The 16,469-nt window shown below is 45.8% G+C and carries 19 protein-coding genes; 5 read left to right on the top strand and 14 right to left on the bottom strand.

Annotated features, from left to right (window positions below; genetic code table 11):
• Nucleotides 1-10 precede the first annotated feature (10 nt).
• The 7 genes from VIA_RS09060 to VIA_RS09090 form a co-directional block, all read right to left on the bottom strand.
• The gene (locus VIA_RS09060) at nt 11-1,168 is read right to left on the bottom strand and encodes an N-acetylneuraminate epimerase (protein ID WP_004412591.1); all 1,158 of its coding nucleotides are present in this window, start codon (nt 1,166-1,168) and stop codon (nt 11-13) included.
• A gap of 223 nt (nt 1,169-1,391) precedes the next feature.
• Nucleotides 1,392-2,225: a MurR/RpiR family transcriptional regulator gene (locus tag VIA_RS09065; RefSeq protein WP_004412593.1), complete on the bottom strand. Its 834-nt coding sequence runs from the start codon at nt 2,223-2,225 to the stop codon at nt 1,392-1,394.
• A gap of 79 nt (nt 2,226-2,304) precedes the next feature.
• A complete protein-coding gene (locus VIA_RS09070; protein ID WP_004412594.1) occupies nt 2,305-3,183 on the bottom strand; it encodes an N-acetylneuraminate lyase in 879 nt (292 codons plus the stop codon).
• A 61-nt stretch (nt 3,184-3,244) separates the two neighbouring features.
• Complete coding sequence (locus VIA_RS09075) at nt 3,245-4,135, bottom strand: dihydrodipicolinate synthase family protein (protein ID WP_004412595.1); 891 nt, start codon at nt 4,133-4,135, stop codon at nt 3,245-3,247.
• A 26-nt stretch (nt 4,136-4,161) separates the two neighbouring features.
• A complete protein-coding gene (locus tag VIA_RS09080; protein WP_004412597.1) occupies nt 4,162-5,445 on the bottom strand; it encodes a TRAP transporter large permease in 1,284 nt (427 codons plus the stop codon).
• Nucleotides 5,446-5,454: 9 nt separating this feature from the next.
• On the bottom strand, nt 5,455-5,964 hold the full coding sequence (locus tag VIA_RS09085) for a TRAP transporter small permease (RefSeq protein ID WP_004412599.1): 510 nt from the start codon (nt 5,962-5,964) through the stop codon (nt 5,455-5,457).
• 68 nt (nt 5,965-6,032) lie between these two features.
• Nucleotides 6,033-6,998 (bottom strand): sialic acid TRAP transporter substrate-binding protein SiaP, encoded by a 966-nt coding sequence (locus tag VIA_RS09090; protein ID WP_004412600.1) that lies wholly within the window; start codon nt 6,996-6,998, stop codon nt 6,033-6,035.
• Nucleotides 6,999-7,235: 237 nt separating this feature from the next.
• Here VIA_RS09090 and VIA_RS09095 point away from each other — a divergent pair, with 237 nt between their 5' ends.
• The 3 genes from VIA_RS09095 to nagA are packed head-to-tail and all read left to right on the top strand — an operon-like array spanning nt 7,236 to nt 9,946.
• Nucleotides 7,236-7,958 (top strand): putative N-acetylmannosamine-6-phosphate 2-epimerase, encoded by a 723-nt coding sequence (locus VIA_RS09095; RefSeq protein WP_050778692.1) that lies wholly within the window; start codon nt 7,236-7,238, stop codon nt 7,956-7,958.
• Nucleotides 7,946-8,809 (top strand): N-acetylmannosamine kinase, encoded by an 864-nt coding sequence (locus VIA_RS09100; RefSeq protein ID WP_004412603.1) that lies wholly within the window; start codon nt 7,946-7,948, stop codon nt 8,807-8,809. Before VIA_RS09095 ends, VIA_RS09100 begins: the two co-directional genes overlap by 13 nt.
• Before the next feature lie 3 nt (nt 8,810-8,812).
• Nucleotides 8,813-9,946 (top strand): N-acetylglucosamine-6-phosphate deacetylase, encoded by a 1,134-nt coding sequence (nagA, locus tag VIA_RS09105; protein ID WP_004412604.1) that lies wholly within the window; start codon nt 8,813-8,815, stop codon nt 9,944-9,946.
• A 24-nt stretch (nt 9,947-9,970) separates the two neighbouring features.
• On the opposite strand, the gene VIA_RS09110 is transcribed toward nagA, so the two are convergent.
• Complete coding sequence (locus VIA_RS09110; protein WP_004417001.1) at nt 9,971-11,089, bottom strand: MFS transporter; 1,119 nt, start codon at nt 11,087-11,089, stop codon at nt 9,971-9,973.
• Nucleotides 11,090-11,188: 99 nt separating this feature from the next.
• On the opposite strand from VIA_RS09110, the gene VIA_RS09115 reads away from it, so the two are divergent.
• Nucleotides 11,189-11,962, top strand: coding sequence for an AraC family transcriptional regulator (locus VIA_RS09115; protein ID WP_004412606.1), 774 nt, complete (start codon nt 11,189-11,191; stop codon nt 11,960-11,962).
• Between the two features lie 49 nt (nt 11,963-12,011).
• Nucleotides 12,012-12,878: a hypothetical protein gene (locus VIA_RS09120; RefSeq protein WP_004412608.1), complete on the top strand. Its 867-nt coding sequence runs from the start codon at nt 12,012-12,014 to the stop codon at nt 12,876-12,878.
• 57 nt (nt 12,879-12,935) lie between these two features.
• On the opposite strand, the gene VIA_RS09125 is transcribed toward VIA_RS09120, so the two are convergent.
• The 6 genes from VIA_RS09125 to VIA_RS09150 all read right to left on the bottom strand — a co-directional run bounded on the left by VIA_RS09125 (nt 12,936) and on the right by VIA_RS09150 (nt 16,438).
• Nucleotides 12,936-13,364: a YccF domain-containing protein gene (locus tag VIA_RS09125; protein ID WP_004417003.1), complete on the bottom strand. Its 429-nt coding sequence runs from the start codon at nt 13,362-13,364 to the stop codon at nt 12,936-12,938.
• Nucleotides 13,365-13,384: 20 nt separating this feature from the next.
• Nucleotides 13,385-13,678 (bottom strand): antibiotic biosynthesis monooxygenase family protein, encoded by a 294-nt coding sequence (locus VIA_RS09130; RefSeq protein ID WP_004412611.1) that lies wholly within the window; start codon nt 13,676-13,678, stop codon nt 13,385-13,387.
• Between the two features lie 35 nt (nt 13,679-13,713).
• Nucleotides 13,714-14,442 carry a sulfite exporter TauE/SafE family protein gene (locus VIA_RS09135; protein WP_004412613.1) on the bottom strand — a complete coding sequence of 243 codons (729 nt, stop codon included), beginning with the start codon at nt 14,440-14,442 and terminating at the stop codon, nt 13,714-13,716.
• Nucleotides 14,443-14,524: 82 nt separating this feature from the next.
• Complete coding sequence (locus VIA_RS09140) at nt 14,525-15,745, bottom strand: MFS transporter (protein WP_004417006.1); 1,221 nt, start codon at nt 15,743-15,745, stop codon at nt 14,525-14,527.
• Between the two features lie 9 nt (nt 15,746-15,754).
• Nucleotides 15,755-15,934, bottom strand: a complete 180-nt coding sequence (locus tag VIA_RS09145) for a hypothetical protein (RefSeq protein WP_004412617.1) — start codon at nt 15,932-15,934, stop codon at nt 15,755-15,757.
• Between the two features lie 81 nt (nt 15,935-16,015).
• On the bottom strand, nt 16,016-16,438 hold the full coding sequence (locus tag VIA_RS09150) for a rhodanese-like domain-containing protein (RefSeq protein ID WP_004412618.1): 423 nt from the start codon (nt 16,436-16,438) through the stop codon (nt 16,016-16,018).
• Nucleotides 16,439-16,469 lie beyond the last annotated feature (31 nt).

The following is a 16,469-nucleotide window of genomic DNA, read 5'->3' on the forward strand; positions in this document are numbered from 1 at the left end:
TATGACTCCCTTAATCGTTAATGTCTACTGATGAGCCATTCCACGACAGCATATAGACTTTATTGCTGGCACTGCGGTCGCTCTTTTCACCACCGGCAATCAATACACCTTTCGACGCATTAAATGACGCTCCATAGGCAAGGCCCTCTGGCAGGTTATTCACTTGAGTCCACAAGCCTTCTTTTTGCACATAAATCTCTGGGTTGAATGCTTTACTGAATCCATCATGAGCGAACATTTTCCCGCTCTCAAAAGCAGATTTAGCGCCATGGAAGTTGGCTCCACCAGCAACAATCACCACACCATTACTCTCACCTGCGAACGCCCCTGCTACCCCTTCTTGCACCTCTAAAGACTTAGGTGCTGGCATCGCGTGTAAGCTTTGCCACGGTTGCTCTCGGCCAAATCGATATGTTTTGACCTCTGCTGTTCTTAGGCCGGGTTTTATTTCTCCGCTAATCAACAGAGCCTGTTCACCCTTAGCGACCAGAGCACTACCACAATTTGGTAAATACGGTGACTGGCCAAGATCACTCCACTTACCTGTCTCAGGTTGGTAGCTTAAAACTTGGCGATTCCATTTATAATCCGTCGGTTTCATCCCCATGTAGTCATCGACGATTTTCTGCCAAGCTTCTGGTTCGGCTTTTTTATCCGTCGTCAGTACGTCATTAAGATATTGGTCAAAGTAAGCTTTGTTGTATCCACCAAAAAAGACCACTTGTTTACCGTCCGGCGAATAGGACGCGGCACCTAGTAGACCCACGGGAGAAGTCGTATTCGCTTGCGCCCAAGCGTCTGATTCAACATCATATCGATATACACTATCAAACAAGATTGGCGCCGCATCAGACGCGTTGATCTTACCTGAGCCACCAAAGACATAAATTTCGTTGCCAATCACAGATGCCGTCGCCCCATTGCGGGCAGGACCACTAAAATCAGCTCTTTTTTGCCAACCTTGAGATAGGTTATTTAGATCAAGCATGTAAAAGTCTTGTCCCGCCGAACCGAGTCCAACGAAGACTTTATTGCCCGCTTGGGCGCTCACGCCACTTTTAATGCCTACAGGAAGATCAGGCCACTCATTTGCAGCCAGTGCGTTAACACTCAACACCAGAGAAGCAGCAAGCAAAGGTGTATGAAGTATTGAGTTTTTGATAGTCATTATTGTTATTTCCTTATTGGGTGACCCTACCACTCATTCGGTCATGGATTGGCGCAGTCATTTCCTGTTGCGCCTTTGTACAAAATTCATACTAATTATTGATCAATGAAAAAATATTTCTTTGATCGACTTGGCAATAAAAAACATTTTCACCATTAAATAAAATAAAAGCCCATCATTTCGATGAGCTTTTAATAATGACTTTTAAATCAATAAAATAGAGTTACTTCATTAATGGCAGAACCACTTCCGCCGTCTCCATTACTGATTCAGTATATTCAGGATAGCTGTCTAATAAGGTATTGATCAGAGCATCAACCAATAAGAGCGCGCCAACTTTGGATGCGAATGCACCGCCTGTCAACGGACCTTCTGGCCTTGCTGCTACGAGCAGTTCATCGGAAATAGCCGAGAGCGGACTATGACTAATGTTGGTTAATGAGACAACAGGGACACCGCGTCGATGGGCTTGTGTCGCTGCGTGGATAACCTCTTTGGTTGAGCCTGAGCTCGACACGGAAAACCACATATCGCCACTGTCACTGCGGCCCGCACTCATTGCAGCCAAGTGCGTGTCCTCGTACATGATGGCCTTTTTGCCAATACGTACTAAACGATAAGCTAAGTAACGCCCGACAATACTTGATGCACCGACGCCGACACAGCCGATGAATCGCGCACTATGAACCAGTTCGCAGATACGCATCAATGATTTACGGTCAATCAATTTGGCAGTATCTTGCAGGCTATCGACGGCACTTTGCGCAGAGATATCGCAGATATCACCTTCCATTGGAGTTTGATTCTGCGAGGCCGTCTGGCTTAAATCAACCGCCAGTGCCATTCTGAAATCAGAATAACCTTTGTAGCCCATATCGCGACATAAACGCACTACCGTCGCTTCACTCGTTTGAGTATTACGAGCAAGATCGGTAATGGTTTGAAACTGAACGTCATGAGCGTTCTCTAGTACGTAATCCGCAACTAGTCTTAGTTTTTTACTCAACGGCTCAATATTAGAACGCAATCGAACTAATAGATTTTTAGGCGAATTCACGAAGGCCTCTTTACATTTATATGGCTGAGCTAAAAGTATCAAACTCAATCTGTTTTGAACACCAGCATTGGCTTGATAATCAAATAAAGTTATTAAAACTAAAAGTTTCAATCATCTTGTTGATCTTGTTTTTGCCTTCACTATCTAGCCCAAGGAAAGGCGCTCTGCATTCACCATAGTCGATACCGAGTTCTCCCATCGCATACTTAATGCCTTGGTAAACTCCAACATCGAGCAAGACTTCCGTCACTCGATTGACCTGCTTTTGGCGTTCTAATGCTTTGTCTAAATGGCCTTCTCTCACCGCTTGGTAAAGCTCGACGTATTGCTTTGACATCAAGTTATAGGTACTACCAATCCCTCCACTGGCTCCCATCTGTAAACCACTGATGAGCATAGTATCTTCACCATGAAAGATAATACTTTCCGGTTTTGCCTGACGTAATCTCTCGACAAAAAACATATCGGTAGTGGTGTGTTTGATGCCAACTACATTCTCTAACTCTGACAGTTGCAGCAGTTCTTGGTGCTCAAAGGTAACACCTGTCGTGCCCGGAATATTGTAGAGCAACAAGGGAATGGGCGAGTATTGAGCAAGGCTCTTATAATAGTGAATCACTTCAGCCTTACTGAAACCGTAGTAAAAAGGTGGCGTTGCCGAAATGGCATCATAGTCCGCAGCAACCGCACTATCGATTAGCTGTAAAGACTCATGCAATGCAATGGTGCCAACATGAGCAATCATTGGAACACGTCCATTATTGACTGAGGAAACCGCATTGAGCACCTGTTTTCGCTCATCAATACTCATCATAAAACATTCTGATGAGCTACCGCCGATATAGAATCCATGTACACCTTGCGTGATATGGTGCTCGACCATCGCGGGAATTTTATCAAGTTGCAGCAAACCATTAGATGAAAATGGTGTCATCAAGGGAAGGTAAATGCCCTGCATATAAACCTCTGAGAATTAGAAGCATCAATGTGAGGGAGGCAAGCCTCCCCCTTTGATTTAGTTAGAGAAAGTTTACGTCGCGCAGTTTCGCCAATACATCGGCTTTTTGGTTTGCGCTTAGTGCACGGATTGGTTGGCGAGGGTCACCCGCATCAATACCGTGCAGCTGCATCGCTACTTTACCTGCGGCAACACCACCATACTCAACCAACACACGAATTATCGCGATGACTTTATCCATCAATGCAGCTACTTCGTCATGCTTACCTTGGTTAAACGCTTCAATAATCTTTAGGTAAAGCGGAGCAGCATAGTTGTAGGTACTACCAACCGCACCGACTGCGCCTACCGCAAGGCCCGCAGGCAGAAACTCATCTACACCGAAAGGAATATCAAATTTGCCACCAGAAACGCGCACGCAGCGTTGGTATTCATACAGATCAGCGTTGTTGAACTTAGCACCTGATAGGTTCGGAATACGCTGTTCACCTTTGATTAAAAACTGCTCTAAATCAAGATTTACCCCAGACATACCAGAGTGGTAGTAGTAGAAACCCTTCGATGGTGCGGCAGCCGCAACCTGCGCGCAATAATCGACAAGATCATCAACGCTACCCGGCTTAAAGAAACATGGTCCGATTGCTGAAGTTGCTAAAATATCGAGCGTTTCCGCATGCTCAGTTAAGTTAAGCGTATCGACAATGCTCAGAGCGCCAGTATGCAGAATCAAATCAAGCTTGCCATCTGCCGCTTTCACCCAGCGTTCTGCTATCGCTTTACGTTCTTCTACAGAACAATGAATCCCTTCTCCGGTTGTGCCACATACATAAGCCCCCTTAACGCCTTGATCAATCAGTAGCGCGGCAATTTGGTCGATTGCCGCAAAGTTGACTTTATTGTTTGCGTCGAACGGGGTGTGGGGAGCGGCAATTAGGCCAGTTAACTTATTCATTTTTAATACCTTTAATAATTTTGTTTCTACTGTCCGTAGCCCAAGAAGATTTCAGGAAGCAACAGAGTGAATTGAGGGAAAACAGCAACGAGTGCAAGCACGATAAATAGCGGCACAAGCAATGGAATAACACCGCGCGTCAAAACGTGGAATGGAATGTCACCCACACGCGATACGACGTATAACGCCATGCCCATCGGTGGAGTTAAGATACCGATCATCAGGTTTAAGATTGCCATTACACCAAAGTGAACTGGGTCGATACCCACTGCACCCGCTACAGGCACTAGGAAAGGAACCAGCAGCAGCAATAGCGCCAATGATTCGATAAAGGTTCCCAAGAACAGCAGGAGTAAGTTAATAAGTAGCAATAAAACTAGCGGGTTATCACTGATGGTTAAGAAGTAATCAGCCAGCATTTGCGGTAATTGTTCACGCGCAACAATCCAACCAAACACAGTCACACCCATGACCATTAGTGCAACCACAGCCGTGGTGTTAACCGTTTCTCTTAAAATTTCAACAAAGCCACTTAACGTAAGCTGCTTGTACACGACTGTACCTAAGAACAAAGCGTAAAGAGAAGAAACGACAGCCGCTTCCGTTGGCGTAAACTTACCTGAGAAAATACCACCAATAATGATTACCGGAGTCAGTAGCGATAAGAACGCTTCTTTAAATGATCTTAGCTGCGCTTTACGTGATGCACGCGGCAATGTCATATAGCCACGCTTTTTACAAATAAAATAGCTCATTGTCATTAGAGCGACACAGCACAGTAGGCCAGGTATTGCACCTGCTAAAAATAAAGCACCGATGGAAGTGTTTGAGACTACACCATAAATGACCAAGGGAATTGAAGGGGGAACCAATGGACCAATAATACAAGAAGCCGCGGTCAAACCACCGGCGAAATCATCGTCATACTTTGCATCACGCATCGACTTAATTTCGAGTTGTCCTAAACCACCAGCATCGGCTAAAGCCGAACCAGACATACCAGAAAATAGTAGGCTCGCCATGATGTTTACGTGACCCAAACTGCCCGTAATATGACCAACCATAGATTTAGCAAAGTTAAAGATTCGCTCTGTAATGCCCGCACTATTCATCAAGTGACCAGTCAAAACAAAAAACGGAACCGCCAACAATGTGAAGTTGTCGATACCACCCAGCATTTGTTGAGCAGCAAAGTTAATACCTATGCTATTGGTAACAAGCAAGAACACCAATGCAACGAAAATTAGTGAAAAGCCCACTGGCATACCTGCAAACAGCAGCCCTAGCCAGCCAAAAATTGAACCTGCCATAAGGATTCCCTACCTCTGTGCCATTTGCGAATTCGATGCCTGCGCATCTTTAGTACAACCAAAAAGTTGCTTTGAAAGTCCAAACATTTTCTCAAGCTGTCTGAACACCATGAACAATCCACCTAACGGCAAGCTATAGTTCATCCAGCTGCTTGATACCCCTAAAGTAATTAACTCGAAGAACGCAGTTCGTTGAACATGTTGGTAGCCTAAATAGATGATGGCGATGATAGAAAACAGCACCGCGACCTCTAGTGACAGCACTAATGCCAAACGGGCTTTTTCAGGCAATTTATCTGAGAAAAAAGTGATGTTGACGTGTGTATTGCGCTTAATCGCAATCGCACAGCCAATTAACGACATGTACATAAATAGAACTCGGGCGAGTTCTTCACTCCAAAGAGAAGGATCATTTAACAACCAACGAGTACCAATTTGCCATGTCAGTACCACTAACAATGCAACCATTAAAGGTACGGTTAAGATCTCTTCAATATTATCAATTATCTTCTTAAACATCTTGAGCTCCATGGCTGGCCAAGTGCGGCCAGCCTGAATAGTCGAAATAAACTGTTGTGTTTATTTCCTTACATAGCTGCGAGTTTTTTAACTACAGGCTCGCCGATCTTTTGTTCAAATTCAGCGTACAGAGGCTGCATTGCTTCACGGAATGGAGCAAGATCTGGGTAAGTGACCTTCACACCTTCTTTTTCGAAGAATGAAATCAGATCCGCTTCTTGCTGTTTCACGGATGCAGTATGTGCAGCGCCCGCTTTAGCAACGGCTTTGCTCACGATCTCTTTTTCTTCTGCAGAAAGCTTTTGCCATGTTGGCTCAGAAATGATCACCATCTGGTCATTAACGATGTGATTAGTCATCGCCAAGTTGCCTTGAACTTCATAGAATTTCATGGTTTTGATGGTTGGTAACGGGTTCTCTTGGCCATCAACGGCATTCGTTTGTAGTGCTAGGTAAACTTCAGAAAACGCCATCGGTGTTGGAGATGCACCTGACAGTTTTGCGTAGTTTAGATTTGGCTTAGCGTTTGGAACACGTAATTTAAGACCTTTAAAGTCTTCAATATTATTTAGAGGGCGGTTAGAAGTGGTTTCACGTGTACCATTGTACCAAGTATCTAGCGCACGCCAGTTAAACTTAGTCAGCATCTCTTCACGAACACCTTGACCAAATTCCGAGTCGAACATACGACGCAGGTGATCATAGTCGCGTGCAACATAAGGTAGCGTTACCGCTTCGGCACGTGGGATCCAAAGACCCATACGACCAAACTCAGCGTAAGTGATATCCAAATCACCCATACTCAGTTGCTGAAGCATTGCTCTGTCATCACCCAATTGTGCACTTGGGTACAGCGCCAACTTCAATTCGCCATTACTCATCTCTTCGATTGTGTCCGCTAGAAGCTTCGCCGAAGTGTACTCCACAGAACCAACAGAAGCTTGCATACCCATTTTTAGCGTCGTTTCAGCGTTAACAGAAACGGCACAACCAAGAGCCAGCATAGCGATAGTAAGTTTGTTGATGGCTTTCATATTATTCCCTTTTATTAGATTTTTACCTTGCTTCACCAATTTCAAAAAAAACTTTTATTTTGTTTGAAAAAAATCTTCGTTATAGATTATTATTGCCGTGAAGATTATTTTCAAACCAACTTTTTGCAAAATGTGATCGCGGACAAAAATTCGCCAGAGTTATCAATTAGCACACTGATTAGACGAATTGAGATGGATCGCTTTCTTCCCATCACTCCGCAATTCAACGCTTAACTTATGAGGCCCGTCGTGAGAACAAAAACACTAAATATCAACGAGTTAAAGTCATCCTTACTAGGTCAAACCGTGGTTTCTATTCAACCCGTCGCTGGTAGTCCATTAGAAAAAACAGAATTTATCGTCGCGATGGCGCTGGCTGCCGAACAAGCAGGAGCAAGAGCCCTTCGCATCGAAGGTGTCGAAAATGTCGCCGCTGTCGCTGCTACGGTGAGTGTACCAATTATTGGAATCGTGAAACGTGACTTGCAGGACAGTCCCGTTCGCATCACACCTTTTGCCCACGATGTTGATAACCTTGCGAATGCGGGAGCTACCATCATTGCCTTTGATGCCACAGATCGTGAACGCCCTGAGAGCCGCGATCACATTGCTCAAGCAATTAAAAACTCTGGGTGCTTTGCGATGGCAGACAGCTCTTGTTTTGATGACGGAGAGTGGGCCCACACGCAAGGAGTCGAGATTATCGGCTCAACGCTGTCTGGCTATGTCGGTGAGGTTGAGCCTACCGAACCAGATTTGCAATTGGTGAAACAGTTTTCCCAAGCGGGGTTCTTTACAATGGCAGAAGGTCGCTACAACACACCAGAATTAGCGGCTCAAGCGATAGAAGCTGGCGCAGTTGCGGTAACCGTAGGTTCAGCGATTACTCGCCTAGAAGTGGTCACCAACTGGTTTAACGCCGCGACGCAGGCGGTAGGGGGAAAGCAATGCACACACTAGCCATCGACATTGGCGGAACCAAGATAGCGTTAGGCTTAGTCACAGATGGTAAGCTGATCGAACGAGCCCAGATCCCGACGCCTAGGGCACAAAGTGCAGCGCAGTTTGCGCAAGTCATACTGACATGTGCAGAGCAATGGCTGCCAAAAATAGATAATATCGGGGTGTCGACAACGGGCTTAGTCACCAAAGGCGGTATCTCAGCCATCAACCCAGATACCTTAGCTTTTCCAAGCCCTTTCCCACTTGCTCAAGCGTTGGAATCACTAACAAATAAGCCTGTCGCGATGCTCAATGATGCCCAAGCAGCGGCATGGTACGAATTTGTTAGACTTGAGACACCAGTGAAAAATATGGCGTTCATTACTGTCTCTACCGGAGTGGGTGGCGGTATTATCATTGATGGTAAGTTACATCAAGGCGGCGCAGGCTTAGCGGGCCATATCGGTCATATCTCTATTGATAGCCAAGGCCCGCAATGCGGTTGTGGCCAAACAGGGTGTGTGGAAGTTATCGCTTCTGGTACCGCGATTAAAAAAGCCAGTGATGCCGAGTTTACTCCACCCATTAGCAATATTGATCTTTTTGAGCAAGCGGACAGCAACCCAGTCGCCGAGACGATCATCTCTCACAGTGCCCAAGCCATTGCTACGCTATGCTGTAACTTGAAAGCGACGTTGGACTTGGATGTGATTGTTCTAGGTGGTGGTGTTGGACTCGCCAAAGGCTATTTAGATCGTGTAAGAAAAGCGATTCAAACACGACCGAGTGCGTTTCAAATCCCAGTGACCGAAGCGATCGGTAACTACGATGCTTGCCTACTTGGCGCAGCCTATCAATTTAAGGAGTAAAGAATGGGACTCAAAGCTATCTCGGCCCCACGTATTTTTGACGGCAATCAATATCATACTGATGCTGCGTTAGTTTGGGATAAGGAACATATTCACACCATTATTCCGCTATCTGAGTTAACCGATGATATTGAGCATCAACACTTTGCTGATGCACTCATCGCCCCTGGTTTTATCGATATTCAAGTTAATGGCGGCGGAGGGGTGATGTTCAATAATACCATTACCCCACAAGGTATCGACACCATCTGCACGGCTCACCGTAAACACGGCACTGCCTACTTACTGCCAACCTTGATAAGTTCAACGCCAGAAAACATTCAGCTAGCGCTCAGTGCGACTCAGCAGGGCATGAGTGATCACATCGCCGGCTTACTTGGCATTCATCTTGAAGGCCCTTGGTTAAACAAGGATAAGAAAGGTGCCCACGATCCAAATTTGTTCTATGCACCGAGCGTCGAAGACCTCAAGCAGTTTGCTTGGCCAAGCCAAGGTAAAGTTTTGGTTACAGCTGCAGTAGAGAACATCGAGCCAAGTGCTTTGAGTTGGATGAAAGCGCAAAACTTCACCTTGTCTTGTGGTCACAGCAACGCTAAGGCGTCACAGTTAACCGAAGAAAAACTCAGTTATGTAGACGGGTTTACCCACCTATTTAACGCCATGTCGCCTTTTGAAGGCAGAGAACCCGGCGTGGTAGGAACAGCGCTAAATACCGATAGCGCTTGGTGTTCAATCATCACCGATAATATCCACGTTCATCCGCAAAGCTTCCTACTTGCCCACAAAGCCAAACCGCAAGGTAAAATGTTGATTGTCACTGATGCGATGGCAACGGTTGGCAGCGAAAAAGATTATTTCGAACTCGATGGCGAAGTGATCAGTGTAGTAGACAATAAGCTGGTCAACAGCAGAGGCAGCCTCGCTGGCGCGCATATTGGCATGGATGAATCAGTCGCAAACGTCATTGAATGGGGCATATCAGAGGACGAAGCGCTCAAGATGGCCTCAACCTACCCAGCACAAGCATTGCAATGCGAAAAGCTTGGTGCACTAAAGAATGGCTTCCGTGCCTCTGCCACCGTTTTAGGCCAAGATTATCGAAGTCAGGCGGTACTCGTGGATGGGAAGTTGTACTAAAAAAGGAGGCCATCGCCTCCTTTTTTATCGAGTCAGTTTCGCCACCAGCAGTACAGCGCCAAACAGACTAAGCGCCATGCCAAGGTCTTGCATTACCCCGACAGCTGATAAACCAAGACCAATCATCAAATAGTACATCAATCCAAACAACGCACCTGCACTGCCAGCCTGAGCCTTGTAGTTGATGAGCGCGCCGCTTAATAAATTAGGAATTCCCACTCCAAACGAGGCAACAATCACTAACATAGGAACCAACAGCCATAAGCTTGATTGCAGTGCCCATACACCGAGCGCACCGACTAATGCACCGCTAACCGCTAGCATGATCAACAAGCCCGATCGCCAATCACGCTGCAATAAACTCTTATTGATGCTGCTGCCGATAAAAGTACCTAGCGCTAATACCACGCCACTGTAGCCAAATTGTTGGCTGGTCAGTCCCATAGCTTCAAACACAAACGGACCTTGAAGATAGTAACTGAACAACAAAACGTTAAAGCTAGCAACCATCACAGCATCGAGCCAAAGGATCTTATCAAGCAGCATCTGCTTAGCTAAACCAACTATGTCAGGCTTGCTAATATGTTCCGCCTTGGTTTCAGGTAAACAGCAACAACATACTAAAAGCAACACTAAAGCCAATAACGACAAAGCAGAAAATACGCCTTGATAGCCAGCGAGCTCAGACAACAAGCCGCCAGACATTAAGCCAAGTACAGGGCTGATCGAGATCCCCATTCCCATGTAACCGAACACTTTAGCAAGTCCTGACCCATCATAGCTATCACGCAGCATGGTTTGTGTCACCACAGAACCAACAGCCGCACCAAAGGCACTCAATGCTCTAAACAACATCAAACATTCAAATTGAGTGGCAAACAAAGCACCTATCGCCGCCAACCCATAGGCCGTTAAACCAAGTAGCATCGCGCGCCTACGGCCAAGATAGTCTGCCGCAATACCCCAAAAAACCACGCCAACCGCAAACGCAGTAAAGTAAATGGATAATGTTTGGCCAGCCATACTATTGCTTACCTCAAACGCTTGGGCGATATGAGGCAATACCGGGCTGTAGATCGTCTCAATGATTTGCGGAAACATCATCAATGCGACCATGAGCCAAACAGAAGGGATTTTATTCATCTCTTACTCACTAAGTTTCTAAAAAGTGGGCGCAGTTTAATGAAGAGTGCTAAAGTCCAAATAACGACATCAGAACAATAAACTTCAAAATAGAGACAAATGGCACTAATTGATGAGTCAACTCGCTTCAATGCGGATGAGTTATGTAGCGCAGTCGTTGGTATTGCAGCAAGAATTGGCAAGCATGATTCTGGCATGCACACCCACAACAAAGCTCAATTACTCTATGCGCCACAAGGGTGTATGAGCATTCAACTAAAAGGGAAGAAAAGTGTTTTGCCGCCCACGCGCGCAGCTTGGATCCCTGCGGGTGTCGAACACTGCGCAACCATGAATAATATCGTCGAATATCGTTCACTCTATTTTTCACCAAGGGTTACCCCACCTATTGATCAAATCAAAATTGTTCAAGTGACCCCCTTGCTGCAAGCGCTGATTGAACGCATGGCTTTTTGGCCGTGGGATAAGCCAGAGCCAGAAATGAGTAATACACTCGCCCTATTTGTCGAAGAGCTCGAACAAGCGCCGGTGCAATCTCTCTCATTGCCGCTTCCATCGGATCCACGGCTTACCACTTGGCTTAATTCTCTCGATCAACCTACATCCATTGCTCCTGCACTCAACCAATTAGCCAATCAAGTGGGGGCAAGCAGCAAAACCATCAGCCGTATTTTTAACAAAGAAACCGGTATGCCCTACCAATCTTGGCGGCAACAATGGCGTTTATTGAGATCAATTGAACTGCTATCACAAGGTTTGCAAGTCAATGACGTCGCCTATCAACTAGAGTTTTCCAGCGATAGCGCTTTCATTACCTTCTTCAAACAACAAACCGGGGCTACGCCTCTCCAATATTTGCACTCATCTGCTTGATTAAATTGGCCTTTGCTCCAACAATATCGATATTGAACCGGAGGTACCCATGTCTGACAAGATCTCAACCACAGCTTTAGCCAAGCTGCGTAGCCTAGAAGCAAAAGAACTCTTCAACGAGTTAAAAACCGCTGGTTACATTAATCGTAGCGAAGATGGCTGGGTGCTTACCGAACTAGGCAGCAAGTTTGGCGGCGAATACGTTAATCACACCAAGTTTGGCCAATTTATTGTCTGGCCTGAGAACCTACTGATCGATTCCGATGCCACCAGCGGTAAGACGCTAAGTGCCACTCAAATTGGCCAACGCTTCTCTCTAAACGCTAAGAAAATCAACCAACTGCTGCAAGAGCTCGGCTGGATAGAAAAAGCTGAAGATGGTTGGCATATCACCGCTTCAGGGCTTACTGTTGGTGGTTATCAACGCGAAGATAAAGAGAGCGGTCAAAAGTTTGCTGTTTGGCATGACTCTATTGTACGCAACAAGCGATTACGCCAATCTGTAGTCGAGTTCTCAGGACAAGACGCAGAAGCACACGCGACCGACAAGTCTATCTCTAGCTTCAGACAAAAGTTTGAAGCTAAACATCGCACCTTAGACGGCCATTATGTTCGATCCAAAGGTGAGCTCATCATCGACAATTGGCTATATATGAATGGCGTCGTCCATGCGTACGATAGACAACTCCCAATCGAACAAGATGTGTTAAGCGACTTCTACCTACCGAGTGGGAAAGTTTACCTACAATACTGGGGCAGTGACACCGGAGAGGTATCAGAAGCAGAGCGACAGTCAATTAGACAAGTCTATGAGCAACACAACTTCGCCTTGATTGAAGTCATGCCAGAAGAAGTATCCCAATTGGACGATGTATTACCTGCTCGCCTAAAAGCATTTGGTATTAAAGCCTATTGAATTGATACAAAAAAGCCCGCTTAAATCACTCTAAGCGGGCTCTTCCATACTCTTTAATTACTTACTGTAGCGCGCCATCGCTGCTTCTTCCTTCGACACAACGGTTTTACCAATTGGTGCCAATGACATGTACGCTAGTTTCAAATGCTGTAGTGCGAATGGAATACCGATGATGGTAATAAAACACGCAACAGCAGACATGATATGGCCGATAGCAAGCCAAATACCTGCCAGTAAGAACCAAACGATGTTACCTATCGTCCCAAGTGGACTGGTACCAATATCCATCTCTTTGGTTAACTCGTCACGGCTAACCACCTCTTGACCAAACGGGAAGAAAGAGAAGTTACCAATCACGAAACATGCTCGTCCCCAAGGGATACCGATAATACTGATAAAGCAAATCAAACCAACTAGCCACCAAGCTAGCCCCATGATCACGCCACCACACAAAAACCAAATTATATTGCCAAGAACTCTGAGCACTCTATTTCTCCTATCAAAGTCTAACTGTAGACTGGCTTATAATGCTCTACAGTTGGGAATGGATCGTAAAAATGATGTAAAAGAGCCTTCCATTCCTGATATTCAGCAGACTGCCTAAAGCCCTGCTCGTGATCTTCTAATGTTTCCCAGTTTACCAACAAAATGTAGCGGCTTGGGTTTTCAATACAGCGTTGTAGCTGATGCGACACATAGCCTTTCATACTCGAAATAATCGTCTGTGCCTTTGCAAAATTATGTTCAAACTCTGCCTCTAGGTTTGGTTTTACATCTAAGATTGCGACTTCCAGTATCATGATCTTTCCTTAACGTAAGATGAATATCACCTAATTTATTGCAAACCTTGCCACACTGCGGTTGCTCCGCTAATAGAACAAAGCAGCAGCGCGCCAATACGGATCTTCTCTTTAGGTAGTGTTTGTGTAGTAAGCCTTGCCAGTTTATACCCCAACCAAGCCGCAGGAATCAAAGGGACGGTAATCCAGACATGGTGCATAGTTAGAAAACCGGCTGGCATCTGAATGATCAACGAGATCATCGAACTAAAGACAAAGAATGCGGATAAATTACCACGCAACTGATTCGCTTCTTGATGTTGCAAGAGTAGCGCCATCGGCGGGCCGCCAATACCGGAACTGGTCCCAAAGAATCCTGAGAAAAATCCGGCTATAGTCATGCGCGCTGGCGTCGGTTCAATACGAAACGGCAGTAGACTTACGATAACAGCAAATAGCACCAATGCCCCCAGCCATAGAGCCAGTAAGTCTGTCGAGACCATCACTAGCAGTACACCACCAGCAATCGAGCCCGGAACTCGACCGATGAGCGCCATTTTTAAACCACCAATTTCAACGCTATCACGATGCTTAAGCGCATTGAGTATTGAGATAAACAACGCGACAAGGCAGATCGGTGCAGGCACGTAGTCGGGTGAAATCAAAAACAATAACGGGGCAGCGACAATCGCTAAACCAAAGCCAATCGCAGTCTGAACAAAGGAGCCTAAGAAAATGAGTAAGGCTGCGATCAATGCTTCGGGAGTTATCCATTCAGCAAGCATATACAGTATTTATTATCATAGAAAAAACTAAGCCCATCATAATCGAAATGAAAATGATGGGCTTAGTTTTTATTCAGTTTTCTTACGCAGTGGTAGGAGACAGAGCTCTTTCGATTGGTTTGTCGTTAATCGGCAAATGAATCAATGCTGCGGCAAAAGCAAGTACGACCGTTGACCACCAGATCGGATCATACGAGCCATAGTAGTCATAAATACGACCGCCTGCCCAAGCTCCTAAGAAACTACCAACTTGGTGCGTGAAGAACACTAAACCATACAGAGTTGATAGATATTTAGCGCCGAAGATCTGTCTTACTAAGCCTGATGTCAACGGCACCGTACCTAGCCAACAGAAGCCTATCGCACCACCAAAGATAGCGGCAGTGTGCTCGGTTACAGGCAGGGTGACAAAGGCACCAATCACAACCGTGCGCATTAGGTATAGAGCAGACATTACATGACGCTTGCTGTACTTATCACCCATCACACCCCAGAAGTACGAGCCGAAAATGTTAAAAATACCGACATACGCGAGCGCCATGGCTGCAGTTTGCGCCGATAGGTTTTTATCCGCCAAGTAACTCGGTAAATGCGTAGCAATAAACATTACGTGGAAGCCACAGACAAAGAAACCCGCATGAATAAGCCAGTAACCTTTGTGGTTAAATGCCTCTTTTAACGCCTGCTTAAGCGTTTGTTGTTGCTCTGCAGTTTGCGCCTCAGCATTGGAGTCTGACGGCTTAGGCGAGCGCATAAACAGTGCAAAGGCAATCATGGTCGAACAAAGAATTGCAAAACCCTGTAGCGCCCCCTGCCAACCAAACTCAGTCAGCATAGTCTGTGCGCCTGGGATCATCGCAAACATACCGAATGAACCAGCAGCTGTAGTCAAGCCGAACGCCTTCGCAGCATGTTCAGCAGGAACAACTTTCGCGACTGCGCCAAGAACAATCACATAGCTTGTCGCACTTAGACCAAGGCCTACTAACACGCCCAGTGATAGGTACAGCATGCTTGGTTCAACCGCAATGGATGTTAGATATAAGCCTAATCCGTATGCGATAGCACCCATGATGACGATACGTTTAGCGCCAAATCGGTCAGCAGCCATGCCAACAAATGGCTGAAACACACCAAACAAAAGGTTCTGTAATGCAATCGCAAAGCTAAAGAACTCACGCCCTGTTTGGAAGTGCTCCGAAATCGGCATCATAAAAATGCCAAATGATTGTCTGATACCCAGACAGGTAATTAAGATGGCGATCCCTAGCCAAACAATGATTGGAAATCGAAAAATGCTCATCGCATAACCTTAGTGATGATGGTGGTGAGAATGGTCGTGCTCACCACCAGTCGTCTGGTGGCAGCCGCTATTGATTGCCTGCTGCGCTAACAACTCCAACAGTTTCGGAGAATGGTGAACGACAACAAGAGACAAGCCCAATAGCAGGGTCATTCTCATCAGCTGAGCGAAAAGTGATTGAGAAAACATGATTCTAAATCTCAGCATGGGTTAAAAAAGAGCGCGAAGTGTAGAGATCTACGCGCAATGACTCAAGTGATCTTTATTCAATCAGGCTATGCGTTTTTTGCATATATTCTTGTGTGAGAGTAATTCAAACCCTTCATCAATCCAACCTGTCACTCCGCCTATCATTTTCTTTACTGGTCGACCTAGCTTAGCTAACCGAATCGCCGCCTTTTCCGTTCCGTTGCAATGTGGGCCCGCGCAATAGACAACAAACAAGGTGTCTTGAGGAAATTCAGCCAAGCGCTTTTCGTTAAGTCTTGGATGGGGAATATTGATTGAGCCCTGAATATGGCCTTGCTCAAATAAGCTTTCACCACGCACATCCACCAGCACAAAATCTTGCAAACCATTAGTTAGGGCATGGTGAACATCCCAACAATCGGTCTCAAATTTTAGTAGTGATTCAAAATGCGCTAATGCTTCTTTGCTGCTTGCGGCCGCGACTCTTGATACTGCACTTCCCATGTTTTATCTCCTTATCTGAGTGAACAAAATC

This window comes from Vibrio orientalis CIP 102891 = ATCC 33934, assembly GCF_000176235.1.
Taxonomy (GTDB): Bacteria; Pseudomonadota; Gammaproteobacteria; order Enterobacterales; family Vibrionaceae; genus Vibrio; species Vibrio orientalis.